General features: G+C 72.5%; 22 protein-coding genes and 1 tRNA gene. 13 read left to right on the top strand and 10 right to left on the bottom strand.

The window, feature by feature from the left end:
- Positions 1-5294: fatty acid synthase subunit beta domain-containing protein (locus tag ON36_RS24245; RefSeq protein ID WP_043658061.1), on the bottom strand; the 5294-nt coding region annotated here is incomplete at its 3' end.
- Positions 5295-5668: 374 nt separating this feature from the next.
- On the opposite strand from ON36_RS24245, the gene ON36_RS24240 reads away from it, so the two are divergent.
- Positions 5669-5750, top strand: a tRNA-Leu gene (locus ON36_RS24240).
- A 351-nt stretch (positions 5751-6101) separates the two neighbouring features.
- On the opposite strand, the gene ON36_RS24235 is transcribed toward ON36_RS24240, so the two are convergent.
- The 6 genes from ON36_RS24235 to ON36_RS24210 all read right to left on the bottom strand — a co-directional run bounded on the left by ON36_RS24235 (position 6102) and on the right by ON36_RS24210 (position 10136).
- Positions 6102-6500: a hypothetical protein gene (locus ON36_RS24235; protein WP_043658058.1), complete on the bottom strand. Its 399-nt coding sequence runs from the start codon at positions 6498-6500 to the stop codon at positions 6102-6104.
- A gap of 297 nt (positions 6501-6797) precedes the next feature.
- Complete coding sequence (locus tag ON36_RS24230) at positions 6798-8003, bottom strand: GNAT family N-acetyltransferase (protein ID WP_043658055.1); 1206 nt, start codon at positions 8001-8003, stop codon at positions 6798-6800.
- A gap of 62 nt (positions 8004-8065) precedes the next feature.
- Entirely contained in the window at positions 8066-8476 is a 411-nt protein-coding gene (locus tag ON36_RS24225) for an arsenate reductase ArsC (protein ID WP_043658053.1), read from the bottom strand.
- 11 nt (positions 8477-8487) lie between these two features.
- On the bottom strand, positions 8488-9210 hold the full coding sequence (locus tag ON36_RS24220) for an aquaporin (protein WP_043658051.1): 723 nt from the start codon (positions 9208-9210) through the stop codon (positions 8488-8490).
- Entirely contained in the window at positions 9207-9581 is a 375-nt protein-coding gene (locus tag ON36_RS24215) for an ArsR/SmtB family transcription factor (protein ID WP_052314307.1), read from the bottom strand. Before ON36_RS24215 ends, ON36_RS24220 begins: the two co-directional genes overlap by 4 nt.
- A 63-nt stretch (positions 9582-9644) precedes the next feature.
- Positions 9645-10136, bottom strand: coding sequence for an ArsI/CadI family heavy metal resistance metalloenzyme (locus ON36_RS24210; RefSeq protein WP_043658048.1), 492 nt, complete (start codon positions 10134-10136; stop codon positions 9645-9647).
- Positions 10137-10233: 97 nt separating this feature from the next.
- On the opposite strand from ON36_RS24210, the gene ON36_RS24205 reads away from it, so the two are divergent.
- A complete protein-coding gene (locus tag ON36_RS24205) occupies positions 10234-10593 on the top strand; it encodes an Rv2640c family ArsR-like transcriptional regulator (protein ID WP_043658046.1) in 360 nt (119 codons plus the stop codon).
- Positions 10594-10630: 37 nt separating this feature from the next.
- Here ON36_RS24205 and ON36_RS24200 read toward each other — a convergent pair whose 3' ends face one another.
- The 3 genes from ON36_RS24200 to ON36_RS24190 form a co-directional block, all read right to left on the bottom strand.
- Entirely contained in the window at positions 10631-12586 is a 1956-nt protein-coding gene (locus tag ON36_RS24200) for a glycosyltransferase family 39 protein (RefSeq protein WP_043658044.1), read from the bottom strand.
- A gap of 96 nt (positions 12587-12682) precedes the next feature.
- The gene (locus ON36_RS24195; RefSeq protein ID WP_043658041.1) at positions 12683-13339 is read right to left on the bottom strand and encodes an SDR family oxidoreductase; all 657 of its coding nucleotides are present in this window, start codon (positions 13337-13339) and stop codon (positions 12683-12685) included.
- Between the two features lie 52 nt (positions 13340-13391).
- The gene (locus tag ON36_RS24190; RefSeq protein ID WP_083885360.1) at positions 13392-14393 is read right to left on the bottom strand and encodes an oxygenase MpaB family protein; all 1002 of its coding nucleotides are present in this window, start codon (positions 14391-14393) and stop codon (positions 13392-13394) included.
- 220 nt (positions 14394-14613) lie between these two features.
- Here ON36_RS24190 and ON36_RS24185 point away from each other — a divergent pair, with 220 nt between their 5' ends.
- From ON36_RS24185 to ON36_RS24135, 11 genes are all read left to right on the top strand, one after another.
- Positions 14614-16260 carry an AMP-binding protein gene (locus tag ON36_RS24185; protein WP_245558184.1) on the top strand — a complete coding sequence of 549 codons (1647 nt, stop codon included), beginning with the start codon at positions 14614-14616 and terminating at the stop codon, positions 16258-16260.
- Complete coding sequence (locus ON36_RS24180; RefSeq protein WP_043658039.1) at positions 16257-17015, top strand: oxygenase MpaB family protein; 759 nt, start codon at positions 16257-16259, stop codon at positions 17013-17015. The genes ON36_RS24185 and ON36_RS24180 overlap by 4 nt, the downstream gene beginning before the upstream one ends.
- Entirely contained in the window at positions 17012-18199 is a 1188-nt protein-coding gene (locus ON36_RS24175; protein WP_043658036.1) for a PucR family transcriptional regulator, read from the top strand. The genes ON36_RS24180 and ON36_RS24175 overlap by 4 nt, the downstream gene beginning before the upstream one ends.
- 313 nt (positions 18200-18512) lie before the next feature.
- Positions 18513-19751 (top strand): aminotransferase class I/II-fold pyridoxal phosphate-dependent enzyme, encoded by a 1239-nt coding sequence (locus tag ON36_RS24170; RefSeq protein ID WP_052314306.1) that lies wholly within the window; start codon positions 18513-18515, stop codon positions 19749-19751.
- 26 nt (positions 19752-19777) lie between these two features.
- Entirely contained in the window at positions 19778-20215 is a 438-nt protein-coding gene (locus tag ON36_RS24165; RefSeq protein ID WP_043658033.1) for a type II toxin-antitoxin system Rv0910 family toxin, read from the top strand.
- Positions 20212-22410, top strand: a complete 2199-nt coding sequence (locus ON36_RS24160) for an MMPL family transporter (RefSeq protein WP_083885358.1) — start codon at positions 20212-20214, stop codon at positions 22408-22410. The genes ON36_RS24165 and ON36_RS24160 overlap by 4 nt, the downstream gene beginning before the upstream one ends.
- Before the next feature lie 26 nt (positions 22411-22436).
- The gene (locus ON36_RS24155) at positions 22437-23585 is read left to right on the top strand and encodes an acyl-CoA dehydrogenase family protein (RefSeq protein WP_052314305.1); all 1149 of its coding nucleotides are present in this window, start codon (positions 22437-22439) and stop codon (positions 23583-23585) included.
- 420 nt (positions 23586-24005) lie between these two features.
- Positions 24006-24230 (top strand): hypothetical protein, encoded by a 225-nt coding sequence (locus ON36_RS24150; RefSeq protein ID WP_043658030.1) that lies wholly within the window; start codon positions 24006-24008, stop codon positions 24228-24230.
- A complete protein-coding gene (locus tag ON36_RS24145; RefSeq protein WP_043658027.1) occupies positions 24230-24415 on the top strand; it encodes a hypothetical protein in 186 nt (61 codons plus the stop codon). Before ON36_RS24150 ends, ON36_RS24145 begins: the two co-directional genes overlap by 1 nt.
- A 31-nt stretch (positions 24416-24446) precedes the next feature.
- A complete protein-coding gene (locus tag ON36_RS24140; RefSeq protein WP_245558185.1) occupies positions 24447-25292 on the top strand; it encodes an MlaE family ABC transporter permease in 846 nt (281 codons plus the stop codon).
- 1 nt (position 25293) lies between these two features.
- The gene (locus ON36_RS24135) at positions 25294-26157 is read left to right on the top strand and encodes an ABC transporter permease (protein WP_043658022.1); all 864 of its coding nucleotides are present in this window, start codon (positions 25294-25296) and stop codon (positions 26155-26157) included.
- The last annotated feature ends 6 nt before the right edge of the window (positions 26158-26163 follow it).

Here is a 26163-nt window from a genome sequence, read left to right as displayed (position 1 = left end):
TCCTCGACCTCGTCGACGGGGGCCGGATCGGTGTCGGTGGAGTAGACGACCGCAGCGTCGCGCTCGACGTTGACGACCTCGACCGTCGCGCCGCCGAAGGCGGGCAGCTTCAGGGTCTGCGAGGCCAGGTTGGCCACGGTCGGGGTGGCGCCGAGACCGATCTCGACGAACCGCTCGACGCCGAGACCGCCGTGCGCGGGATCGGAGAACAGCAGGTCCTGGGTCTCGATCCAGCGGACCGGGCTGGCGAACTGCCAGGCCAGCAGCTCGATCAGCACCACGCGGCACAGTTCGGCGTCGCGGCCGTCCCACGCGCCGAAGTCGGCGAGCACGGCGCGCAGCGGCTCCGAGGGCACGAGGTCGGCGATCTCCTCGAGGAACGCGCGCTCGAGGGTGAACGGGCGCGGCACCAGGTTCGGGATGTAGCGCCCGACGAGCACCGCCGGGTCCACCTCGGCGGGCAGCAGCAGCTCGAGCTTGTGCCGGAACTCCGGCACGCCGTCGCGCAGCACGGTGGAGTGGAACGGCACGTCGATGCCGGGCACCAGGATGAACGCCCGCTTCCCACCGAATTCGGCACGGCGGCGGTCGATCTCGGCCTCCAGGGCCTCGAGCCCGGCGACGGTGCCCGCGATGGCGTACTGCGAGCCGCGCAGGTTGAGGTTGACCACCTCGAGGAACTCGCCGGTCTGCTCGCCGATCCCGCTCACGAAGCCGACGACCTCGTCGTCGGGCAGCCCGATCTGCGAGGGTCGGATGGCGGCCATGCGGTAGTTGCTGCGGCCCTTGGCGTCACGCGGGACCAGCTCGTGCATCGCCGAGCCGCGCTGGAACACGACCTCGAGCACCGCCTCGAGCGGCAGCACGCCTGCGACCGCGGCCAGCGCGTTGTACTCGCCGACCGAGTGGCCCGCCAGCATGGCGCCCTCGACGAAGGCGCCCGCCTCGCGCAGTTCGGCGACCTGGGCGACGCCGAGCGTCGCCATGGCGACCTGCGTGAACTGGGTCAGGTGCAGCACGCCGTCGGGGTGCCGGTGCTCGATGCCGCGGGCGCGCAGCACGGTCGGGTTGTCGCGCACCACCGCCAGGATGGAGAAGCCGAGTGCCGCGCGGGTGTGCGCGTCGGCACGCTCCCACACCTTCTTGGCGGCCTTCGAGCGGGTCAGCGCGTCCAGACCCATCCCCTTGCGCTGGATGCCCTGGCCCGGGAAGGCGTACACGGTCTTCGGGGCGGCGGTGCGCCCGGTCGCGGTCATGACCAGGTCACCGTCGACCCGGCAGGACACCTCGACGATCTCGCTGCCGGAGTCCACCGCGATCCGCTCCACCCGCACGTCGATGGCCGCGCCGGGGCGGACCATGCCGAGGAACCGGGTGGTCCAGGCCGTGAGAGTGCGTGCGGGGAGGGAGCTTTCGGGATCCACGGCGCTCACCGCGTGCTGGGCGGCGGCCGAGAGCCACATGCCGTGCACGATCGGGGAGCCGAGGCCGGCCAGCTTGGCGGCGGCGTCGGAGGTGTGGATCGGGTTGTGGTCGCCGGAGACCTCGGCGAAGGCGCGCATGTCGCGCGGGGCCGCCATGGTGAGGTCGCGGCGACGACGGCGCGGGGTGTCGACGGCCGCCTCGGACAGGGTGCCCCCGGCCCGCGGCGGGTCGGCGAGCTCGCCGGCGCCGTTGCGGCCGCGGATCGCGAAGCGCTCGACCATGGTGGCCAGCGGGGTGACCTCGAGGCCGTGGCCCGCCATGTCGCCGATGCTCACCGAGACCTCGACGACGCGGCCCATGTCGGTGTCGACGACCTCGCCGCCCTCGGCCCGCACGACCAGGATGCCGGTCTCGGCGGGCAGCTCGCGCAGCAGCTCGATGCGGTGGTCGAGGTGGACCAGGTCGAGCATGCCCTCGATGACCGAGCCGCCGCGCGGGGTGCGCGCGGCGCCGAGCACCGCGAACACGGCGGGCCAGCAGGCGCCGACCAGCACGTCGGGCGCGGTGCGGCCGAGGGTGCTCAGGGTGGCGGGCAGCCCGGCGCCGGTGACGCCGGCGTGGTCGGCGACCAGGTCGGGGGTCCAGGCCAGGTTCAGGTGCGCGACACCGGCCTTCACCTCGGGCAGGTCCTGCCCGGCGGCGACGGCCAGCAGCGCCGACATGGCGGTCTCGGCGTCGGCCTCGGTGATCACGGGCGCGCCGCCGGAGTACACGCTGACCGGCACGGTGATGCGGATGCGCACCTCGCGCTCGCCCAGCAGCGGCACGGTCAGCTCGGCGTAGCCGGATTCGGCTTCGGGGCCGGTGGTCTCGACCAGCCGGGCGCCGGTGCCCGGATGCACGACGGCCTCGCCGTCGCGGACCCATTCGTGCACGGCGCCGAGGCGGTGCACCGGGTTGACGGTGACGCGGCCGGACCACTGCACGTCCGGCGCGGCCAGCACGGCGTCGATCGGGCCCGCGGCGATGCCCGCGACGCGGCGCGCGTCGACGGCGGCCGGGACGACACCCGACCGGACCAGCGTGTAGGCGGTGTCCTGCTCGAAGCGGTCGAGCAGCTCGCCGACCGGCTCGTCGACGCGGGTGATGCCCGCGACGGCGACGGTGCCGGGGATGATGCAGACCTGGTCGGCCGAGTAGCGCGGGTCGTGCGCCTGCCACAGGGAGTCCGAGCGCCACCAGCGGCGCACGTCGGCGTCGATGACGGGCACGAAGTTCACCGGCTTGCCCGGGGTCTTGCACAGCGAGACGAAGAACGGCACGTCGGCCGGGTGCAGCACGGTCTCGGCGACGGCCGGGTACTGCTTGCGCAGCGTGCACAGGGCGTCGACGGGGTGCTCGAAGGCGGCGTCGTCGGCGAAGAGGGTGGGGATCTCGCCGCTGTCGGCCGGGTGCAGGCGGGATTCGGTGCGGCGCACCATCTCCGCGAACCGGTCGCGCCAGGTGATGTCGAGCCACTCCGAGCGGGTCGCCTCGCGGATGGCCTCGCCCAGGTCGCTGCCGCAGTCGAAGGAGATCGCGCGGTCGCCGCCGACGGCCAGCTGCACGTAGCGCCGCAGCCACTGCTCGTAGGTCATGGTGGCGACGTCGCCGAAGTAGGGCTTGGCGGTGGCGTCGAGCGCGGCGATGATCTCGTCCCGGCGCGCCGCGACGGCCTCGGCGTCGCCGGCGACCTCGTCGAGCAGGCGGCCGGTGCGGGAGGCGGCGTTGTCGATCTCGTGGATGTCGGCGCCGAGCTGGCTGCGGCCCGAGGCCATCCCGCCCGAGGCGGTGCCCGCACCGACCCAGTCCGGGGTGCCGGGCGTGTCGACGAGCAGCTGCTTGACCTCGGGCGCGGTGGTGGCCTCGAGCGTGGCCATCGCGGCGGTGCCGACCAGCACGCCGTCCAGCGGCATGACCGGGTAGCCGTGCACGGTGGCCCAGGTGCCGGTCAGGTATTCGGTGGCCCGCTCGGGGGTGCCGATGCCACCGCCGACGCACACGACGACGTTCGCGCGGCCGCGCAGCTCGGCGTAGGTGGCCAGCAGCAGGTCGTCGAGGTCCTCCCAGGAGTGGTGGCCGCCGGCCTTGCCGCCCTCGATGTGCATGATGACCGGGTAGTCGCCGACCTCGTCGGCGATACGGAGCACCGCGCGGATCTGGGCGACGGTGCCCGGCTTGAACGCGACGTGGCTGATGCCCGCCTCGGTCAGCTCGCCGATGAGCGCGACCGCTTCGTCGAGCTCGGGGATGCCCGCGGTGACGACGACGCCGTCGAACGGCGCGCCTGCCGCGCGCGACTTCTGCACGAGGCGCTTGCCGCCCAGCTGCAGCTTCCACAGGTAGGGGTCGAGGAACAGCGAGTTGAACTGGACCGCGCGGCCCGGCTGCAGCAGCTGCTTCAGCTCGGTGACCCGGTCGGCGAAGATCTGCTCGGTGACCTGTCCGCCGCCCGCCAGCTCGGCCCAGTGGCCCGCGTTGGCCGCGGCGGCGACGATCTTGGCGTCGACCGTGGTCGGGGTCATGCCCGCGAGCAGGATCGGCGAGCGGCCGGTCAGCTTGGTGAACGCGGTCTCCACGACCACGCGGCCGTTGGGCAGGCGCACCGGGCGCGGCGCGAAGCTCGACCACGCCGCGGCGGGCTCGGGGGCGGCGCCCGGGGTGAGCAGGCTGCGCTGGCCCGCGCGGGTGGCCGCGGCGATGACGCCGACGCCGGTGCCCTTGAGCGAACCGGCGGTGACGCGGGTCAGCAGGTCGCCGGGACCCAGGTCGAGGATCCACTCGGCACCGGCCTCGACGACCTGGTCGACCGCGGCGACCCAGTCGATCGGGTCGACCAGCACGCGCTGGGTGAGCGAGGCGGCGAGCTCGGCGTCGAGGCCGCACTGGCGGGCCCAGCCCTCGGCGATGTCGACGGTCTCGGCCAGCGCGGGGTGATGGAACGCGACGTCGACCGGGATGTCCTCGAAGACCGGGGCGAACACCGCGCCGCCGCGGATCTTCGCCTCGCGCTCGCGGGTCTGCTCGTCGTGCAGCTGGGCGCAGCGGACGCGCACGCGCTCGATCTGGGCGGGCGCGCCCGAGAGCACCACGCGGCGACGGCCGTTGCGGATGGAGACCACGGCGGCGATCGCGGGGTCGACGCCCTCGGCGACCTCGGCCGCGATGGCCCGCAGCTGTTCGGGATCGACGTTGGAGACCGCGACCATCGGCGAGCTGTCGCCCACCGGCATGAGCCCGCGGCGACGCGCGACCAGGCCGGCGGCGGCGCCGATCAGCTGGGCCAGCGCGAGCATCTCGGCGTCGCGGGCGCCCTCGGCGCCCACCGCCGCCGCGGCCAGCAGGCCCTGCGAATGGCCGATCACCGCGCACGGCGCGTGCTCGGCGGTGTCGAGGCCCTGCAGGCGCAGCGCGCGCAGCGCGGCCAGCTGGGACAGCAGCACGCCCGGCATCGAGACGGGCGCGGACCGCAGCACCGCGTCGCTCGGGGCCGCCGAGGGCTCGTCGGGCTCGTCCAGCTCACTCTCGAGGATCCAGCCCATCGGGTCGAATCCGCCCGGCCGCACCACCAGCAACTGTGCCGCAACCGGCTCCAGCAGCCCGGCGGCCTCGTCCACGAGCGCGCCCAGTTCGGATTCCAGCGCGCTGTCGCGGCCGATCTCCTCGAGCTCGCGCAGCCACTGCGCGCCCTGACCGCCGAAGGCCAGCGCGTAGGCCGCGCCGCCGTGCAACCGGTCAAGCAGCGGCGCGGCGACGGCCGAACTGTGGTCGCGACCACTCACCATCGCGCGCGCGCCGGTGACCCTGTCGGTGCTCTCGTTGATCGTCAAGTCGCTTCGACTTCCTTCTCCCGGCCTCCCGCTCACGGCGGAACGCACACGTCTCCGGCAGCCCGTCGGGCCTGTTGTGCGGCCCACGATGGCACAGAATCATGAGGAAATCCTCACGTTTGCTGGCGCCCGGCCAGCTACCGATCGGTATTTCCTAGACGGACGTACCACTTTTATCTGAAACATGACTCCGCCTCATGTTTGAACCCACAGGTCAGGCACTCCTGTCCGATTCGCAAACGTGAGTGCCCCTCATATTGAGCGTTACCGAATCGTTATAATCCCAGGTCGTGTTACTCGTGAGTACGCCACGCCGTGTCAGTGCTTCATTCCGCGCGTTTCGACCGGTAGAGTTTGGACGGTCGTACCATCAAGCGCGAGTGGCGGAATTGGCAGACGCGCCAGATTTAGGTTCTGGTGTCCACGGACGTAGGGGTTCAAGTCCCCTCTCGCGCACAGTTTTCCAGCGGTCACGCTGGTTTTCCGGGGGCCGCAATCCCCCGTTCCGGAACGGTCCGCTCGACCCCGAAAGCACTTCCTGAACTGCGCGGATGCGCGCGCCGCCGATCATCGGGTCGGCGCGGTCGCGGCCGGCGGTCGCGGCGGCGGGCGGCGCGGAACGGATGAAGGATCCGGTCGCCTCCGCACGACCACGTCAGGCATCGACGGGCAACCCCGCGGCGTGAGCTGACTTCACAGCCGTCCGGCCCGGTGCGGAGCGCGAAACAACAAGGTCGCCCACGCCGCACGCCGCCGACCCGTCCCGAGGGTGTCTCGGGACGGGTCGGCGGGTTCGCCGCACCCCGCTCAGGCGGCGTCGAGCGCGGCCTCGATCTTGCGGGCCATCGCGGCCACCGCCGGGTTCGCGCCGCCGGTGGAGCCGGCCGCGGACTCGACGGCGATCAGCACGGTGTCGCGGAAGTTGTCCGCCTCGGCCTGCTGCCGGTCGGCGAGCAGGCGCATGCTCGCGGTGAGACCCGGCAGCACCCGGCCCGCGAGGTCGGCGACGGACTTCCCCGGCAGGTCGATGTCCCGGGACCGGGCGGCGAGCACGTGCCCGACCAGGCCGGTGGCGGAGGTGAGGGCCCGGGACCCCTGGGCGATCCCCTTGTGCGGCGCCCCGGCCGCGGCCAGGAGTGCCACGGCACCGTAGGCGGCGGTGCGCAGGGTGCCGGCGTCCTGGGCGGTCAGCGTGCTGGTCGACATGATGTGCTCCCATCGGTGAGGGCGCCGGAACGATCTGCGGCGCCGCTGGTTTCTTCGGTGGACCCACTGTCGCCGTCCGGCCTGACACCGCCCTGACGGCCGGCTGACACCGCGGCTGACACGGCGCCGGGGCCCGGCCGCGCGGTCGGCGCACCGGTTCACCGAGCGCGGGTGCGGCATCCGGGCGGTCCCGGTTCACGGCCCCGGCGGCGCGGTCGACGCGCGTTCGGACCGACCGCGGTCCGGCGCTGGAAGCTCCGACGGTGTGCGGCCTCGCCTGCCCGGTCACGCGCGCGGTCAGAAGAACCAGCCGCGCTCGGGTGCCCGGTCGACGGCGAAGGCCGCGTCGAGGTCGCGGAGCGCGCGGGGGTCCTCGACGGCGATCCGGTGCCCGGCGGCCAGGTCCCTGGCGCGGTGCGCGCCGAAGTACAGCGCGGCGAGCGTGTCCACGCCGGTGCGCAGGCGCGCCGGGCGGGCGGTCGGCGCGCAGGAGGCGACGCCGTCACGGATCCGCAGCGCGAACGTCCCGCCCGCCGGGCCGAAGGGGTCGGTCACCTCGATCACCGTGTCGAGGTCTGCCGCGTAGGTCCGGGCGGTCAGCGCGGCGGGCACCGCCATCACCCGCGCCCACAGGCTGTCCTTGCGGCCGGTCACCCGGACCGCCCGCGGATCGGTGAGCAGATACGGCAGCGGATCGTCGTCGGCGATCTCGGCCTCGACGACGTCGACCAGGTCGAGCCCGAGCAGCACCCGCCACAGCGCGGCGTGCGCGTCCGGCGTCAGCGCCCGGCACTCCCAGACCGGGGCCGCGGCCCGGTGTTCGTCGTAGCGGCGCCGGTAGAGGGCGTAGCCGTCGGGGTGGACCAGCGCGAACAACGCGCTCGCGCCGCCCCGCCGACGTTCGAGGTCGGCGAAGGACAGCTCCCACTGGCTCGACGGCCGCGCCTGCGCGCCGGGCACCCGCTTCCGCCACCGCTCGTAGACCGCGCGGATGTGCGGCTGCGCCTCGGCCGGTTCGCGGATCTCGACGCCGCCGGGATCGGGGACGCCCGCGCGGAATTCGGCGCGCCTGCGATCCACGGCCACGCTGGTGGCCACGATCGCGGTGTCGTAGCCGAACCGGCCGTAGATGGTGCCCTCGGTGGCGGTGAAGATCGTGAGCGGAAGGCCGTCGGCCTCGGTCCGCGCGTGCTGGGCGGCGAAGAGCCGCCGCAGGATGCCGCGCCGCCGGTGGGTCGGGGCGACCACCACACCCGACACGCCGCTCGCGGGCACGGCCCGGCCGCCCGGCACGGTGACGGTCATCGTGATGTCGACCGTGTGCCCGACGACGCGGTCGCCGTCGAGGGCGACCAGCGAGCGGTCCGCCGGGAACAGCGCGGCCCGGCACCGCTTCTCCGCCTCGCTCATCCGCATACCGAACGACGTCTCCTGCAGCACGTCGATGGCCGTCCGGTCCGCGCCGGTCGCCGGGCGCACGGTGATCTCCCTCGCCGATGTCATGCCCGTACGATGCCACCCGGCGGCCCGGGCCGCCGCCGCATTTCCGGCGGGCGCCGTCCGGGTCAGCGCCGGCCGGGCAGCAGTTCCGCGACGAGCGCCTCCGTGCGCGCGCGGATCTCGTCGCGGATCCGGCGCACGGCCTCGATGCCCTTGCCCGCCGGGTCGTCGAGTCGCCAGTCGCGGTAGTCGACGCCGGGAAAATAGGGGCAGGTGTCCCCGCAGCCCATCGTGATCACCACGGTGGAGGTCTCGACGGCGGCCGCGGTGAGGATGCGGGGTCGCTGGTCGGTGATGTCGATCCCGAGCTCGGCCATGGCCGCCACGGCGGCGGGGTTGAGGGAGTCGCCGGGCGCGGTGCCCGCGGAGCGGACCTCGATCGCGTCACCGGCGAGGTGGGCGAGGAAGCCCTGCGCCATCTGGGAGCGACCGGCGTTGTGCACGCAGACGAACAGCACACTGGGTCTCGTCGACACGGGTGGACCTTTCAGCGGGTCTCGGCGTGGGGTACGACCACGTCGGCGGCGGCCCGCGCGCCGACGCGCGGGTAGAGGAACGTGACGAGCGCGAGTCCGGCCGCGGCCCCGGCGATCTGGGCCGCGACGAAACCGGGGACCGAGGCGGGCGCGATCCCGGCGAAGGTGTCGGAGAAGACCCGCCCGACGGTGACCGCGGGGTTGGCGAAGCTGGTCGAGCTGGTGAACCAGTAGGCCGCGCCGATGTAGGCGGCGACGGCCGAGGCGGACAGCGCGGCGCGCCCGCTGCGGGCGAGGGCGAAGACGACGACGATCAGCCCGGCGGTCGCGACGACCTCGCCGACGAGGTGACCCGCGCCGACCCGGTCGTGGCCGGAGACCTGGACGGGATCGAGATCGAACATGACGTTGGCCGTCACCGCGCCGGCGACGGCGCCTGCGGTCTGGGCCACGGCGTAGGCGAGGGTGTCGCGGGCGGTCGGGCCGGTGCCCGCGCGTCGGCCCGCCAGCCAGTCCGCGACCGAGACGACGGGATTGAAGTGGGCGCCCGAGACCGGGCCGAAGACCAGGATCAGCACGCCGAGTCCGAGGACGGTCGCGGTGGAGTTCGCGAGCAGGCGCAGGGCGGCGTCGCCGGTCAGCTGCGCGGCGGCGATTCCGGAGCCGACGACGACCGTCCCCAGGGCGGCGGTCCCGACGAATTCGGCCAGCAGGCGCCGGGGCAGGTCGGTCACCGGGCACCCGCCTCGGCGGGTACGTCGAGCAGCCGGGCCAGCGCCGCCAGCGCCGCCGGTTCGGTGCGGTAGTAGACCCAGGATCCGCGGCGCTCGCTCGCGAGCAGGCCCGCCTCGCGCAGCACCTTGAGGTGGTGGGAGATGGTGGGCTGGCTGAGATCGAAGGCGGCGGTCAGGTCGCACACGCAGGCCTCGGCGCCCGCCCGGGCGGCGACCAGGCTGAGCAGGCGCAGGCGCACGGGGTCGGCGAGGGCCTTGAAGGTGGCCGCCAGCTCGGTCGCCGCGGCCGGGGAGAGGGGCTCGCGCACGAGCGGGGCGACCGCACACGCCGGTGCGGCCGCCCCGATCAGCGGCAGAGACTGTTTCGACACGCATCGATATTGATGGATATCGATATGATCGGCAAGCCGGGGAGGGCCGCCCGGTCGACGTCCTCAGCCGCAGCAGCCCGCGCCGCGCTCGACGGCGTCCGCCCGCACCGCCGGCGAGCAGCACGGTTCGCCCGCCGGTGCCGCGCTCGCGCAGCAGGCCGACGGGGCCGGGGGTTCGGCGCCGAAGGTCTCGCTGTCGGCGAGCACGGTGTAGACCTCCCACCGCTCGGCGTCGGGTCCGCTGACCCACACCTTGTCCTGCGTGGCGAAGCAACACGTGGTGGCGATCTGCTCCTCGGTGAACAGGCCCGCCGACGACAGCCGCGCGATCTCGTCGCGCACCTGCTCGGCGGTCTCCACCTCGACGCCGAGATGGTTGAGAGTGCCGCCGGCCCCGGGGTTCTCGATCAGCACCAGTTTGAGCGGCGGCTGCGCGACGACGAAGTTCGCGTATCCGGGCTTGCGCTTCGCGGGCTCGGTGGCGAAGAGGGTGGAGTAGAAGGCGACGGCGGCGTCGAGATCGTCGACGTCGAGGGCGAGCTGAACGCGAGACATGGGAACCTCCGAGTATTTCGGCATATATCGAAGAACTGCAGACCCGATTCTGCGCCACCTCTTCGACATATGTCAACATACTCGGTATCGTGGAGCCATGCCCAAGGCGCTCCCCGTGATCGACATGTCCGCTCCGGTCTGCTGCACGCCCGTCGCGGCCGCTCCCCTGGACGACGAGGCCGCCCTCGAGGTCGCGTTGCGGCTCAAGGCGATCGCCGATCCGGTCCGGGTCCGGCTGCTGTCGCTGCTGCTGACCAGCCCGGCAGCGGAGGAGAACAGCGGCGACCTGGCGGCGGCCGTCGGAGTCGGCGAGTCCACCGTCAGCCATCACCTGTCCCAGCTGCGCACCGCCGGGCTGGTGGCCTCCGAACGCCGCGGGATGAACACCTTCCACCGCGCCCGCCGTGACGCGCTCGCCGCGCTCTGCGTCGTCCTCGACCCGAACTGCTGCCGCTGAGCGCGCGGCGCCCGCCGGGGGGCGCCGCGCGTGCCGATCAGTTCGCCGGCCGGGTGAGGTCGTAGAGGGTGACGCCGTCGACCTCGACGGCGGTGTAGTGCTCGCGCACCCAGGCGGTGATGCGCGATCCCTCGGTGGTGCCGGAACCGCCGGGGCCGCCGCCGGATCCGCCGGCGAGGAAGTAGTGGATGTCGCCGTCGGCCACGTAGCGCTGGAACTGTTCCAGCGTCGGCGCGGGGTCGCTGCCGCTGAAGCCGCCGATGGCCATGACCTGTCCCGCGACGGCGAGCTGGTACCCGCCCTGGGCCTGGGAGCCGACGGTCGCGGCGACCCAGCGGTAGGAAGCGTGGTCGGCGTCGAGCAGGGCGACGACCTCCTGGCTGACCGCTCCACCGCCTGCCCCGGGCATCGCCGCCGGGGTGGACCCGGACCCGCCGGGCGCGGCGGAGGTGGGCGACCCGTCCCGGGGTGCGCCGTCGGCCCCGCCCGGACCGCTCGTCCCGCCACCGACGTCGTGGCCGCGCGCGGTCCGCGGGCCCGCGGTCGGCGTCGAGCCGGTGTGGGCCGTGTGCAGGGTCTCGACGGTGTAGGCGGCAGGCCCGGCGATCCCGGCGAACAAGGCCGCCAGCACGGTCATCGTGGCGAGGTCGCGGCGGTTGCCCGCGAGCAGCCCGGCGACGGCGAGGACCGCGGCCGCGGCGACGGCCCACTTCAGCCACGGCACGAAATCCGGTGTGCGCGCGAGCAACAGCCACGCGGTGACCGCCGTCGCGGTGAGCGTGCCCGCCAGGGTCAGGCGGATCCACCACCGCCGGCGCCGTGGCCACAGCACCGCGAGTCCCGCGGCGAGGGTGCCCGCGACCGCCGGGGCGAGCGCCACGGTGTAGTACTCGTGGAAGATGCCGCTCATCAGGCTGAACACCAGGCCCGTCACCACACCCCAGAGGCCGAACAGCACCAGCAGGGCGCGGCGCGGGTCGGTGCGCCGAACGCGCCCGAGGGCGACCAGGCTCGCGACCAGCACGATCAGCGCCGCCGGGATCAGCCAGGCGATCTGGCCGCCGACCGTGTCGGAGAAGAGCCTGCCGAGCCCGCGGGCGCCGCCGAAGGGGCTGCCGCCGCCACCGGGTCCGCCCGTCTCGCCGCCGCCGAGCCGGTCGAGTCCGTTGTAGCCGAGGGTGAGTTCGATGATCGAGTTGTGTTGCGAGCCACCGAAATACGGGCGCTCGTCTGCGGGCGTGCACTGGGCGATGAGAACCCACCACCCCGCGCCCGCCACCATGCCCGCCGCGGCGGCGAGCACCTGCCCGATCCGCCGCCGCAGCCGCGGCGGGCCGAAGAGCAGATAGGTGAGGGCGAGTGGGGGTACGACGAGCAGCACCTGCAACTGCTTGGCCAGGAAGCCGAGCCCGACGAAGAGCCCGCACAGCACCAGCCAGCGCCAGCGCCCGTCACCGAGCGCGCGGCTCATCGCCCACACGGCCGCGAGCATCAGCAGTACCAGCAGCGCGTCGGGATTGTCGTAGCGGAACATCAACGCCGCCACCGGCGTCAGGGCGAGCAGCGCCCCGGCGAGCAGCCCGGCGTTCGCCCCGAAGTGGCGGCGCACGACGGCCCACAGCACGGCCACCGAGGCCACGCCGAGCAGGACCTGGGGCACCAGCATGCTCCAGCTGTTCATGCCGAACAGCCGCGCCGACAGCTCCATCGGCCAGAGCGAGGCCGGGGTCTTGTCGACGGTCACGGCGTCGGCGGCGTCGAGCGAGCCGAAGAAGAACGACTTCCACGAGGACGCGCCCGCCTCCACCGCGGCCGCGTAGTAGGTGTTGGCCCAGCCGTTGGCCGAGAGGTTCCACAGGTAGGCGGCCGCGGTTCCCAGCAGCAGCAGGACGAGGCCCGCCCACTGCGCGCGGCCGTCGCGGCGGGCCGGGGCAGGCGCGCCGCCGGCGCGGAGGTCGAGGTGCCGGGTCGGCACCGTGGCGGTTTCTGTCATGCCCCCACCCTCGCGCCGGGCGGTGCGGGCACGCTGGGCAGACGCTGCGAGCTCGCTGTGAACCCCGGCGTCACCGGAGCCGGGCTCGCGGGCGTGTCAGCCGTCGTAGGACACGTGCGGGGTCCAGGCGTCGTCGGGGCGGGACACCGCCGCCCACATGGCCTCGGCGATGGGCTCGGGTGAGAACGGCCCGGTCCGGGCGAGCAGGCCGTTGATCTGCACGGCGACCGCGCGGATGCCGTCGCCGGCCAGGGTCGCGTCGATGCTGGTGACCAGGTTGCGGACGCCCGCCTTCTGCACGCCGAGCGAGGCCGCGCCGTGCCAGGGCTTGTCGGCGGCGGCGCTGCCGGTCACCAGCACGCGGGCGCCGCGGCCGAGGAACGGGCGCGCGGCCTGCACCGCGGGCAGCAGGGCCCCGACGCCCAGCGTGACGTCCTCGAGCAGCTCGGCGACGGTCAGGTGCAGCGGGTCGGCCTCCCGCCAGGCGCTCGGGTTGAAGTGCAGCACGTCGATCCGGCCGTGCCGCTCGCCGACCCCGGCGACCACCCGGGCGATGTCCGCGGGATCGAGCAGATCCACGGCGGCGCCCTCGGCCGGGTGACCGTCGGCGGCGAGCAGGTCGGCCAGCTCGGCGGCCTCGGGGGCGGTGCGGGCGGTCAGGACCGCGTGGTAGCCCTCGCGGGCGAAGCGGCGCGCGACCCCGGCGCCGAGGCCGGGGCCCGCGCCGAGGGCGAGATGGACGGGAGTCTGCACGGGTGCAGGGTAACCGGGTGGCCCCGTCCCCTGCCCGGGGCCACCCGCGACCTCAGATGAGCGCCTTGTGCTTCCGGATCTTGCGGCGCACGTCGGCCATCATCACGTTCGTCCCGGCGAAGCGCAGGAACTTGGGGATGAACCGGTTGACGAAGCCGACGAACAGGAACAGGTGCTCGAACCGGCGCTGGTCGGATTCGCTCCATTCCACGCCCATCTGTTCCTGGAAGTGCGGGGGCAGGAAGCCGGCGGTGAGGAACTGCAGCAGCGGGCCGAAGAGGATCCGCAGCGGCCAGGCGACCATCCGCAGGTGCAACAGATCGCCGATGTAGGCGCGGAACTCGTCGTCGCAGATGACGCCCTTGCACGCCTCCAGCCAGTACTCGTCGAACTCGGCGCGGGTCTTGGGCCACATGTCGGGGTGGACCTGCAGGGTGGTGCCGAAGGTCTCGGCGCCCTCGTAGAACGCCTCCAGTTCCTCGGGCGACATCTTGCCGCACAGCAGCTGGTGGGTGTCCTCGAAGCCGATGTAGATGGCGGCGGCGACATACATCTGCAGGTTGCGGTCGAAGGCGTTGTACTTGACCTTCGAGCCGGGCTTGGACCGCACCTGGCGGTGCGCGCCGTTGACGGCCTCGCGCATGGCCTTCTTGTCCTCGTCGGTGCCGAGGATGGCGGTGGCGAGGTAGGCGGCGGTGGTACGCAGCCGCTTCCACGGATGCACCATCAGCGCACCCGATTCCACCGGGCTCTCCATGACGCCCGCGGCCACGCCCTGGTGCGCGAACTGCATGGCGACGTTGGCCGCGGCGCCGGCGAACATCCAGAAGTCGAGCGCGTCGGCGATGTGGGCGGGCCGCTTGCGCGGGGAGCGATAGGTGTCGGGGATGTGGATGCGGACCCGCTCGAGTGTCAGGGGCGCCTGCGGTTCCGCCGGACCGGGCACCGCGTGGACGGACCGGCCGCGCCACGCGGGCGCCGCGCCCTCCTCGACGTAGGCGTCGCTGTGCGGGTCGTCGTAGTCGGGTTCACCAGGCTTCCTTGCCGTGGTCATGTGCGGGTCCTTTCCCAGAGCTGTTCGCGCGCCGCGGTTTCCGGGCCCGAAGGACCCGGTGGCCGCCGAACCTGTGCGTCCGTATCCACGCGATTCCACGCCAGAGCGTGCCGACGTACGATTATGTTACTTGTGATTCCGGTCGAAGCGGAGGGAATTGCCGAACCCGCTCCGGCCGCGGACACCCGGCCCCGCCACCCGAGCCACCCCGGAGGTACCCGTGCGGACCACCCTGCCGACCCCCACCGCCGTGACCCGCGGCCTCACCGACACCCTGGCCGCGGTCCGCGTCCTGCACCGCCGCGGCGCGATCGACCTGCGCCACCCCGCCGAACTGGTGCGCACGGCACGCGACGCCGCCTCCTCGGGGCCGGTCGTGGCCGCCCTCGCGCACGGCGCGCGCACCGCACCGGAGGCGACCGCCCTGGTCGACGACCGGGGCGCGCTCACCTTCACCCAGCTCGACCGCCTGGCCAACGCGGTCGCCGACACACTCGTGGCGCGCGGCGTCACCCGGGAGACGGTGCTCGGCGCGCTGTGCCGCGATCATCGCGGCCTCGTCCTCGCACTCGTCGTCGCGGGCAGGATCGGCGCCCGCATCGTGCTGCTGAACACCGGCACCGCCGGGCCCCAGTTGCGCGAGGTGCTCGCCCGCGAGCGCGTCGGCACACTGATCACCGATCCCGAGTTCCTCGACCGACTGGGCGGCGAGGCGGGAAAGTTATCAGTCATTCTGTCCGATTCCGACACGGTCGAGCCGCCACGTCACCCGTGCCTCGACGACCTCGCCGCCGCGGGCCGCGACACACCGCTGCCCGCCCCCGCCGAGCCCGGCGGCATCGTCGTGCTCACCAGCGGCACCACCGGCGTCCCCAAGGGCGCGCCGCGCACGCGGGTGACGCCCCTGCAGTCGGCGCAGTTCCTCGACCGCATCCCGGTGCCCACCGGGAGCACCATCGTGCTCGCCGCGCCGCTGTTCCACGGGACCGGGCTGTCGCAGTTCATCCTGGGCTGGGCGCTGGGCAACGCGATCGTGGTGCGCAGGCATCGATTCGATCCCCGCGCGACGCTGGCCGCGGTCGCCCGGCACCGCGCCTCGGTGCTGGTGGTCGTGCCGACCATGTTGCAGCGGATCGTCGACCTCGGCCCGGACGTGCTGGCGGAGTACGACACCCGCTCGCTGTCGGTGATCTTCGCGGCGGGTTCGGCGATCTCCCCCGACCTGAGCCGCCGCACCGCCGCGGCCTTCGGCGAGGTGCTCTACAACCTCTACGCCTCCACCGAGGTGGCGGTCGCGGCGGTGGCCACCCCCCGGGACATGCGCGAGGCACCGGGCACGGTCGGCAGGCCGCCGGTCGGCTGCCGGGTCGCCCTCTACGACGAGCAGCGACGCCCGGTCACCACGCCCGGCGTCGTCGGCACGATCTTCGTCAGCAGCGGTCTCAGCTTCGCCGGATACACCGACGGCACCGGCAAGGAGACGGTGGACGGGCTCCAATCCAGCGGCGACGTCGGGCATTTCGACGCCGAGGGCAGGCTGTTCATCGACGGCCGCGACGACGACATGATCGTCTCCGGCGGCGAGAACGTCTACCCGCTCGAGATCGAGAACCTGCTCGCCGAACGGCCGGACGTGCTGGAGGCGGCGGTGATCGGCGTGCCCGACCGGGATTTCGGCCGGCGGCTGCGGGCCTTCGTCGTGCCCGCGCCGGGCGCCGAGCGCGACGGCGAGGCGATCAAGGCCCACGTCAAGGCGACCCTGGCCCGGCACAAGGTGCCCCGCGATGTCGTCTTCGTCGACGAACTCCCCCGCAACGCGACCGGCAAACTGCTGCGGGCCCGGCTCGACAGCGGAGACCCCCGATGAGCGACGCACCGGTCGCCGGGCCGCTGCTGCGCAGGCACCTCGGCGACCGGCGTTTCCTGCTGATGCTGCCGCGCGCCGTCGGCCTGCAGATCCTGCACCCGGCGATCGCCCACGGCCTGACCGAGCACGTGCCGACGCGGCTCTGGGATCACAAGCGCCGCGCGGTGCTGCAGATGATCTATCTCGCGTGCGGCACGCACGACACGGCCTCGGCGATGCGGTTCGCGCACGAACACGTCAAGGGCACCGACGATCTCGGCCGCCGCTATCACGCGCTGCATCCCGACGTGTTCCTGTTCCAGCACGCCACCTACGTCGAGGCCCTGTTCGCCGCGGCCGACCTGTTCGGGCCGCCGCTGTCCGGGCCCGACCGCGCGGAGCTCTACCGGCAGTGCTGCGCCTGGTACCGCGGCTACGGCATCAGCGATCGGCGGCTGCCCGCCACGCTGCCCGAGTTCGCCGCCTACCTGGACACCGTGTGCGCCGCGGAACTGCGCCGCACCCCGGCCACGGGGCCGCTCGCCCGGCAGGTGCTGCACCCGGACGCGTGGGTGGTGCGGCGGTTGCCCGCCGCGGCGGTGCGCGCGATGCAGCACGATCGCGCGGCCGACCTGCTGGCGGTGCGGCGGCGTCCCGGCGACGCGGCCGCGCTGCGCGCGCTGGCGGGCACGACCCGGGCGGCCTTCGCGGTGGCGCCGCGGCGCGCCCGCCGGGTGGCCCAGGCCGACACCGCGACACCGGGGAAGCGCCGATGACCATCGACGACCGTCCCGCCGCGGTGAACGCGCCGATCCCCGTCGCGCCCGGCGACATCCCCACACTCGCCCGCCGGGTGACCGACCGGCTGGCAGGCACCACGGGGTGCGCGGCGCTGCCGGGTGACCTCGCCACGGTCGTGGAGACCTGCCTGGCGCTCGCCCTCGCGCCGCCGGGCGCCGGGCGTGAGACGGTCCTGCGGAGGCTGCGCGCGACGGCGGCCGGGTGGGCCAGGGAGGGCATCCCGCTCGACACGGTGACCCACGTGATGTTCGAGGCCGTCGAGGTCGGCGTCGATCTCGCGCTCGCCGACGCGGGCCGGTCGACCCCGCACGGCATCCACCAGGCCGCGACGGGCATGCTCGCGCTGCTGGACATCGTCACCGGGACGGTCTCGCAGGCCTACGTCGAGGAGTTGCGCGCGGTCATCGGCGCCCACCACGACGCGGTGCACACCCTGACCTCCGCGCTGCTTGGCGGTCGCGGCGCGGCCGCCATGGCCCGCGAGTGCGGCGTCAGGATCGCCGAGTCGTACACGGTGCTCGCGGTCGCCATCGGCCGGCACCGGGACCCCGGCGGGCCGCCCGCCGCCGAGCAGCACCGCGATCCGCTGCGCCGGGTGCAGGCCGAGCTCACCGCGCGCGGCCGGGGCGCGGCGCTGGCCCTGCTCAGCACGACCGGCGGCACGGTGCTGCTGCCCGCGGGCGCGCTCACCGACGACGAGATCACCCGCCTGGTCGACGGGCTCACGCGGGCCGCGCGGACGCCGGTCACCGCCGCGCTGATCCAGGCGGACACCGCCGACATCCCGCGCGCCGCGGACGAGGCGCACGACCTGCTCGACATGGTGCTGCGACTCGGGGGCGGGCCGGGCCTGTTCCGCTTCGCCGAGCTGGCCCTGGAATACCAGCTGACCCGGCCGGGACCGGGCCGCGAGCACCTGGTGTCGCTGCTCGATCCGCTGGATCACCATCCCGAGCTGCGCGAGACGCTGAGCAAGCACATCGCCACCGAGCTCAATCGCCGGCGCACCGCCGCCCAGCTGCACGTGCACGCCAACACGGTGGACTACCGGCTCGAGCGCATCGCCCAGCTGACGGGGCTGGATCCGCGGCAGCCCTCGGATCTGTGGCAGCTGCGGTCGGCGCTCGTGGCGCGCACCTACCGCCACCGCGGTGTGTGACCGAGTTCGCTCAGCGGAAATCGGCCAACCAACTAGAAGAATCATCAGTCACATAATTCCCTGATCGCCGCTGGCGACCAGGGAATTTTCTTGTGACGCCCACGTCTGCGATGTCGGATACCGGACGCCCAGCCTGTTCTTAACGAGAATGAGCATTAACTTAATGCTTGTGCCGAAGCACCCCTCCATGCCACGATCGACGCGTCACGGGGGATTCATCGACGAACTCCCTGCGCGGAACATCCGCATCACCCAGCTCCCGCCCTCGTCCAGGGCCGGAGGTCTGTCACGCACCGAACCCCGGGAGGGATCCATGGCCGTCACCGCGTTCGCCGACCGCATCGAGTTCGCCGGCATGCGCCTGCTCGTCCGCACGCTGGAGCAGGAGGGCCGCGCGCCGATCTTCCGCACCGTCGAGACGGCGGCGACCACCCACGTCCGTTCCGGGGGCGAGTCCCGGATCATGCTGAGCTCCAACAACTATCTCGGCCTGGCCAATCACCCGAAGGTCGTCGAGGCGACGCACGCGGCGATCGACCGGTACGGCGCGGCCAGCACCGGCAGCCGCGTCGCCAACGGCAGCTACGCCGTGCACACCGAACTCGAGGCCGAGCTCGCCGACTGGCACGGCACCGAGTCGGCCATGATCGTGACCACCGGCTACCAGACCAATGTGGGCACCGTCAGCGCGCTGACCGGCCCCGGCGACGTGGTACTGCTCGACTGGTCGGCGCACGCCTCGCTGCACGACGGCGCCAAGCTCTCCGGCGCGCGGGTCCACCGCTTCGCCCACAATGACCCCGCCGAACTGCGCACCCTGCTCACCGCGGCCGCGGGCGCGCCGACCATGGTGATCATCGACAGCGTCTACTCGATGGAGGGCGACGTCGCGCCCCTCGACGTGATCGCCGGTCTGTGCACGGAATTCGGCGCCCTGCTGATGGTCGACGAGGCGCACGGCGCGGGCATCTACGGCCACACCCGCACCGGCGCCGTCGAACTCTACGGCGTGGCCGACGCGGTCGACGTCCGCATGGGGACCCTGTCCAAGGGCATCGGCTCCATCGGCGGGTACGTCGCAGGCTCCCGCGATCTCGTCGACTACCTGCGCACCAGCGCTCGCGGATACCAGTTCACCACCTCGGCCACTCCGCCCTCGGTCGCCGGCGCGCTGACCGCGGTCCGGATCATCCGCTCGGCCGAGGGCGCCGAGCTCGCCCAGCGGCTGCTGGTCAACGCCCGGTTCCTGCACAACGCCCTGCGCGAACGCGGCATCCCCGTCGAAGGCGTCACGCCGACCCCGTGGGGCACCGAGCTGGTCGGGCCGATCGTGCCCGTCCCCGTGCTGCACGAGGTCGCCCTCATCGAGCAGTGGAACGCGCTCTACGAGCGCGGCGTGTTCATCGGGATCAGCGTGTTCCCCGGCGTGCGGATGGGCAAGCCGCTGCTGCGGCTCTGCGTGCAGTCCCAGCACTCGGTCCACGACCTCGAGTTCGCCGCCGACGCGATCGCCGAAACCTACCGGCACAGCGACGAACTCGCGTCGCTGTAGTCCCCCCGAAAAGAGAAGGAAGATCCATGGGAAGCATCTCGGTCACCAAGACCCTGCCGGGCAGCCCCGCCACGCTGTTCGACGTCATCACCCGCCCCGCGACGTGGGAGCATTGGTTCACCATCCACAAGGAGTTCGTCGGCGCGGTCCCCGAGCAGCTCGTCACCGGTGAACGGCTGGAGGCCAAGGTCTCGATGCTCGGCATGAGCGGCGAGATCTCCTGGACCGTCGAGGAATTCGAGCCCGCCCACCGTGTGCGCCTGACCGGGCGCGCGCTGGCCGGCGTCACCTGCGAGTTCACCTACGGACTCCGGCAGGCGGGCGAGGACGCCGAGATCACCGTCGACGGCGACTTCGGCGGCCCGCTCATCACCGGCATCCTCGCCCGCACCCTGGAGAAGCACGGCCTGCAGCAGCTCGACCGCAGCCTCGACCAGCTCGCGGCCTACGCCGCGGACAAGTGACCGCCCTCGACACCCCGCCCGCTCAGGGGGCGCGCACCGGCCTGCTCGGCAGACTCACCGGCGCCGCGCAGCGCGCCCCCCGGCTGACCCTGCTCGTCGCCGCCCTGTTCCTCGTGCTCGGCGGCGCGGCGGGCAGCACCCTCACCGACGAGCTCTCGGCGGGCGGCTTCGTCGACCCGGCGGCCGAGTCCTCGCGCGCGGCGGGCATCCTCGTCGACGAGTTCGGCCTGACCAGCATGCAGATGGTGTTCACCGTCACCGGCGACGACGGTGTCCTCGGCGCCGCTACGACCGCCGCCGGGCGTCGGCTGGCCGAGGACCTGCGCACCGAGGCCGCCGTGGCCGGGGTGCTCACCCCGTGGGACTCCGGCCCGGCGTCGGCGGCGCTGATCAGCACCGACCGCCGGGTCGGCGCGCTGGTGGTCAGCCTGCGCGGTGCCGACGACGAGGCGATGAACACCGCGCACCGGCTGGCGGAGTCCCGGTCCGGGACACACGACGGGATCACCGTCGCGGCCGGCGGCCCGGCGCTGGCCTACTACGAGGTCAATCACACCGCGACCGAGGACGGTTCGCGGGCGGAGATGATCACCCTGCCGCTGAGCATGCTGGTGTTGGCGCTGCTGTTGCGCAGCGTCATCGCGGCCGCGATCCCGGTCGCGGCGGGCGCGGTGGCCATCGGCGTCACCGTGGCCGCGCTCGCGGGTCTGTCGCTGATCACCGAGGTGTCGGTCTTCGCGGTCAACGCCACCGGCGCGATGGGCCTCGCCCTGTCGATCGACTACGCGCTGTTGATCATCAGCCGCTTCCGCGAGTACCTCGACGAGGGGGTCGAGCATCCGGCGGCGGTGTCGCTCGCGGTGGGCGCGACCGCGCGGGCGGTGGTGTTCTCCGGGCTCACGCTGACCCTGTCGCTGCTGGGCGCGATGTTCTTCCCGATCGCGTTCGTGCGCTCGATGTCGATCGCAGGCATCGTCGTCGTCGCCCTGGCCGTGCTGCTCGCCCTGACCTGCGTGCCCGCGATGCTGGTGCTGTTCGGGCAGCGCATCGAACGCAGGCGGACGCCGGCGCCGCCGGTCGAGCGGAGCCGGTTCTTCCGGACCGCGCGCTTCGCCCAGCGCAGACCGGTCCTGGTCTCGGTGCTGATCGTCGCGGGGCTGCTCGCCCTCGGCGCGCCCGCCCTCGGCATGCGGCTCGGCCTGCCCGACGACCGTGTGCTGCCCCGGGATTCGGCCGTGCACCAGGTCGGCGACACCCTGCGCGAGCAGTTCCCGATCCAGCTCGCAGGCACGTTCTACCTGGCCGTGCCCGGGGTGACCAGCGGTGACGCAACGGCCCTCGCCGACTACGCCGCCGAGCTGTCGCGGCTGCCCGGTGTCTCCGCGGTGACCGGCACACCCGGCAATTTCCTCGGCGGCGCCCGGCAGGGCACCGCGGTCCCCGTGGCCGACGGCGCGGCCTACCTGGCCGTGGCGACCCGCTTCGAGCCGAATTCGGCGCAGGCGGGCGACCTCCTCGATCGCATCCACGCGGTCGCGACGCCGCTTCCGGTCCTCGTCGGCGGGCTCACCCAGCAGAACGCCGACCTGGTCACCGCGATCGAGCGCGGCTTCCCGCGCGCGCTGGTATGGATCGTGGTCACCGCGTTCCTGCTGCTGCTCTGCATGACCGGCAGCGTGCTGCTGCCACTCAAGGCCGTCGCGCTGAACTGCCTGTCGCTGTCGGCGAGCTTCGGCGCCCTGGTGTGGATCTTCCAGTCCGGGCACCTGGGCGGTCTCGGCACGGTGGTCACCGGGGTCACCATCTGCACCATCCCGATCGTGTTGTTCGCCAGCACCTTCGGGCTGTCGATGGACTACGAGGTGTTCCTGCTGTCGCGGTTCAAGCAGCAGTGGGAGGCCTCCGGACGCACTCGCGCCGACAACGATCTGGCCGTGGCCGTCGGCACCGCCCGCAGCGGCCGGGTCATCACCGCCGCCGCGCTGGTCATGGTCATCGCCTTCTCCGGCCTGATCTTCAGCGAGGTCGCGGTGAACCGCATCCTCGGTCTCGGCATGACTCTGGCCATCGTGCTGGACGCGACCCTGCTGCGGCTGCTGCTTGTCCCCGCGGTCATGCGCCTGGCGGGCACCTGGAACTGGTGGGCGCCCGCCCCGCTGCGGCCCTTCCTCGCCCGCTTCGAGATCCGGCACTGATTCCCCTTCGAAGAGAAAGACTCGTCATGACAACGACACTGCCGCCCGCCCCGGCCCTGCTGGACCGGGACTGGGATGTCTTCGCCGCCTTCACACCCGATCTGGCGCGCTACCTGCGCGACACCCCGGTCGAGCAGCTCGAGCAGCCCGACGGCGCGGCGTTGCTGCGGTTCAAGGAGGCGGGCGGGCCCGCGCTGGCCGTGCCCGCCGAGTTCGGCGGTTTCGGCGCGACCGCCGAACAGATGGCGCGTGTCCACCGCGCGATGGGTTCGCGCGCGCCGTCGCTGGCGGTGGCGACGATGATGCACCACCTGTCCATCGCCACCGTCATCGAGGCCACCGCCACCGGGCCCGAGCAGGAACGCGAGGCGGTCGCCTTCCTCACCGCCTCCGGCGCGCTGATCGCCTCCGGGTTCTCCGAGGGCACGCCCGGTGGCGGCAGCGTGTTCACGCCGACGGCGCGGGCGGTGGCCAGCGGGGACTCCTACGTGCTCAACGGCCGCAAGCGCCCGTGCAGCATGGCCCGGTCGATGGACATCGTGCTCTGCTCGGTGGCGATCGAGGGCCGCGGGCGCGGCGTCGCGCTGGTCCCCGCGGAAACGCCGGGGCTGCAAGTGAATCCGTTCTGGGCCAGCCCCGTGTTGCGGGCCGCGGAGAGCGAGGAACTGGTACTCACCGACGTGGTGCTGCCCGAACTCGCCGTGGTCGGCCACGACAGCGCCGACCCCACCGGGGAGAACGAGCGCACCGGCTACATCTGGTTCGGCGTGCTCACCGTCGCCTCGTACCTCGGGATGGCCACCGCGCTGCTGCAGCGCGGCCTCGACAGCGCGCGCACCCCGGCCGCCCCCTTCGCGGCCGCGGTGTCGACGCTCGACACCGCATGGAACGCGGCGCTGCTCGTGTGCCGGGAGTTCGACGCCGGGGTCCGCGGCGCCGAACTCTCGGCCCGGGTCATGCACCTGCGCTACGCGCTGCAGGACCTGCTGCCCAAGGTCGGCTCCGACCTGGTCGAGGCGCTGGGCGGGATGGCGTTCTGCGGCGGGTTCGACGTCGCCTACTTCGCGGGCTGTCTGCACGCCTTCGCCCTGCACCCGCCGGCCCGCAGCAGCATTGCCGATCGGCTCGTGGACTACCACCGGACCGGCTCGTTCACGCTGCCCGTGCCCGACTGACACGAGCACGCCGGGACTCACGGCCCGCGGCAGGTCGTCCGGAACGCGCGGTGCGCGTGACGTTCCGGACGACGCCGCGGGCCGTTCGTCTGCCCGCCACGAGGACACCCGCCGCGAGCGGCCACCTTCTGTGGCATCTGGCACTCCTTCGTGTCCACGCCCTCTGGGCAACGGCGAGATGATGAGCTATGTTACCCGTAATTCTCGTCACAACTCGGGGAATGAGTAGTAACTTCAATCCCGGGACACCGCCGGGGAGGTCGGGATAGCAGCAGATCAGCTGAATTGATACATGCGCATGCGCTATCAATTGCCGCATGAATGCGTGAATGGACATCAACTTAGAACAACGAGCGACGCGCGGTTCACTTGCACCGCCGCCACCGCTCGCGGCTACACACGGAAGGAAGTCTGGCACCCATGCTCGAGCGCCTGGACCGGATACTCAGCTACGAGATGAAGTTCTCCGAGTTCCTGGGAACCCTCATCATCATCGGCATTCCCTATGGCATCGTCGGCGTCCTCTGGAGCCTCACCCACACCGATCACCTGGAGGACCTCCACGGTGTCGACCTGGTGGTCTCGTTCCTCGGGTCGATCGTGTGCTGGCCGGTCCTCACCTTCGCGAATGTGACGATGACCTGATGATGGCCCTGGTGTGGATCATCGACGTCGTCGTGATCCTCGTGAAGATCCTCGGGGGCCGAACCCAGGTCAACCCCGTTCTGCGGCTGGGGCTGTGGCTGGCCGTGCTGACCACGCTCGCGGCTGGAGTCGCGGTGCTCGGTGTGCTCCTCGTGCTGCTCGAGCACTGGCTCGCCACGCTCTGATTCCGGAAGGACACCCGTCACCATGACCACCATGGATCACCGGCCCGAGGAATCGGAGGTCGGCAAGATCATCGAGAGCGCCACGGGACTGTGGAAGCGGCATCCGCAGCAGTCCCTGGAGACGCTCGGACGGCAGGTGCTGCTCGGCCGCGAGGCGATCGTGCAGCTCGTCGTCGCCCTCGCGCAGCGGCGGTTCCCGTTCCACGAGTTCATCCGTCAGTGCGCGTTCATGGCCAACGTCTCGGCGCTGCCCACCGTGTTCGTCGCGATCCCGGTGGCGGTCGTCGTCTCGCTGCAGGTCGGCGCGCTGGTCAACCAGGTCGGCGCGACCACGTTCATCGGCGCGGTCGCCGGCCTCGGCATCATCCGGCAGGGTGCGCCGCTGGTCACCGCGCTCATGATCGCCGGCGCGGTCGGCTCGGCCATCTGCGCCGACCTCGGCTCGCGCACCGTGCGCGAGGAGATCGACGCGATGATGGTGATGGGCGTCGACCCGGTCCGCCGCCTCGTGGCGCCCCGGCTCGCCGCGGCGGTCCTGGTCAGCATGCTGCTGTGCGGGTTCATCGTCTTCGTCGGCTTCTCCACCGCCTACCTGTTCAACGTCTACGCCCAGTCCGGCACGCCGGGCTCGTTCATCTCCTCGTTCGCCTCGTTCGCCGTGGCCGACGACCTGTTCGTCGCGCTGTTCAAGGCGGCCGTCTTCGGCGTGCTCACCACGATCATCGCCTGCGACATCGGCCTGCACACCAAGGGCGGCCCCGGCGGCGTGGCCAACTCGGTGAACTCGGCGGTGGTGTCCTCGGCGCTGATGCTGTTCGCGACCAACATCATCGTGACCCAGCTGTACAACACCTTCTTCCCGGCGAAGGTGGTGTGACATGGCCTCGGAATACGTCCCCCCGGCGCTGCGGCCGGTCCACGCCGCGGGCGCGGTCGCCAAGATCCCGGTCGCGGCCAACCAGCGGCTGGGCCATCAGGCGATCACCTTCGTCCAGGCGGTCCTCGCCATCCCCTTCACGCTGCGGCACTACCGCAAGGAGGTGGCCCGGCTGCTGTCGGATGTCGGCTGGGGCAACGGCTCGCTCATCGTCGGCGGCGGCACCGTCGGCGTCGTGCTCGTGCTGTGCGCCTTCGGCGGCATCACCGTCGGCATGGAGTCCTACACCGCGCTGAACATGCTGACCATGGGCCCGCTGACCGGCGCCATCTCCGGCTTCGCGACCACGCGAGAGATCGCGCCCATCCTGGGCACGCTCGCGTTCGCGATCCAGTCCGGATGCCGGTTCACCGCCCAGCTCGGTTCCATGCGCATCTCCGACGAGATCGACGCGCTCGAGTCGATGGCCATCCGGCCGCTGCCCTACCTGGTGACCACCCGCATGATCGCCGCGACCGTGGCGATCGTCCCGCTCTACGTGCTCGGCCTCGCGGTCGCCTACATCGCGACCAAGGTGTCGGTGCTCGTCCTCGGCGGCACGACCGCGGGCACCTACGACCACTACTTCTTCCAGTTCCTCATCGGCGGCGACGTGTTCTTCTCCATCGTGAAGGTGGGGGTGTTCGTGATGATCGCCTCGTTCATCCAGTGCTACTACGGCTACACCGCCACCGGCGGCCCCGAAGGCGTCGGAGTCGCGGCCGGACGGGCGATCAAGATGGTGATCGTCGTCATGGTCTTCACCAATCTGTTTCTCACTCTTGCCATCTGGGGCATCGACCCCGGATTCCGTATCTCGGGATAGGTCAAC

The organism is Nocardia thailandica NBRC 100428 (assembly GCF_000308795.1).
Lineage (GTDB): Bacteria > Actinomycetota > Actinomycetes > Mycobacteriales > Mycobacteriaceae > Nocardia > Nocardia thailandica.
Note: the sequence above shows the minus strand (reverse complement) of the source record. Positions and strands in the feature narration are given on the sequence as shown.